Source organism: Mangrovimicrobium sediminis, from assembly GCF_004745945.1.
Taxonomy (GTDB): domain Bacteria; phylum Pseudomonadota; class Gammaproteobacteria; order Pseudomonadales; family Halieaceae; genus Mangrovimicrobium; species Mangrovimicrobium sediminis.
The window spans coordinates 1-1,026 of sequence record NZ_SRLE01000028.1 but is presented as its reverse complement, the minus strand read 5'-3'; the positions used below and the strand labels follow the sequence as shown (position 1 = coordinate 1,026).

1 protein-coding gene is annotated in these 1,026 nt (G+C 50.1%); it reads left to right on the top strand.

Translation table 11 applies throughout. The features are described 5' to 3' along the window. Positions 1-440: hypothetical protein (locus tag E4634_RS20965; protein ID WP_206046978.1), on the top strand; the 440-nt coding region annotated here is incomplete at its 5' end. Positions 441-1,026: the final 586 nt, after the last annotated feature.

Here is a 1,026-nt window from a genome sequence, read left to right as displayed (position 1 = left end):
GCTGCCGCTCAGCGTTATATTGCCTCATGAGCAACACTCAAACTCACAAATTCTGTTCAGTCTTTATGGTAAAAAATACGCTCTACATTGGCAGGCAGAAATATGCAAACGGACCGAGAGTCCTCCTGATGCCGCCAAAAGAGACATCACTTGAATTAAGTGATGTCGATTTAGCACTTCAAGTATTGGAGGCGCTCGATGAGTACTGCAGTTTGGGGAGAGCTATATATGCTTCGGAGTGGGAAGAGATAAATAATAATCTTATAAAGTATTTTGGCTGTAGATCGATATCCCAGTTTGAAAGGTTGAAACGCGGTGTAACTGTACGTCAGGAGTACGGTTCTGACTCGATTGTAGTGTTCACTGACAATGATGAAGAAATTTCCGTTCCAATCTCACCCGAAATCCTTGGTTCAAAACTCAAGCAATTGTTTCGGTGATGAAGCGGCAATATAACAAAGCAAGGCAGCAAGGGCGCTTCGCGCCGGGACCCGCTAACGCGGGCCCCTGCTTGAAGCGTTATGTGGTAGTTGCAAGTGGGGATTAAGCAAATGCATTCGTTGGTTACCCAGGCATTCTTTATCTCTCGGCTGCCAGCGTCATCTTCCGGTGGCATGGCTCAGCCTTTCGCCACTCCCTTGTGGTTCAAAGTTGGGTTGGCACATGCAGCATCTTGGTTGGGCAGAGTCCGCAACCGAATTGTCAGTTGCCAAGGACGTTGTGCATGAGGGCTAATATGCAGGTTTTCCAATCAGGCATCCGTCGTGCCACATAACAAGGCCAGGCAGTTCGCTCCCTTCGGTCGCCGGACGCCCAAACCGCTGCGCGGTCTGTGCGCCCGCTGCTGGCGGCGTTATTTTGCATCGCGGCCACTATGCTTCGGCGCCACTCAGAGGTTTCAAGATGTCCGATGAAGGGGACATATATGTCAAAAATCTTCGATCGTTCGGCTCACTTTAGCTACGCCGGAGTAGTGTGTTCTTTCGTCTTGCCCAGCTCTCTGGTCCAGTTGCTGAAAGGGGCCTC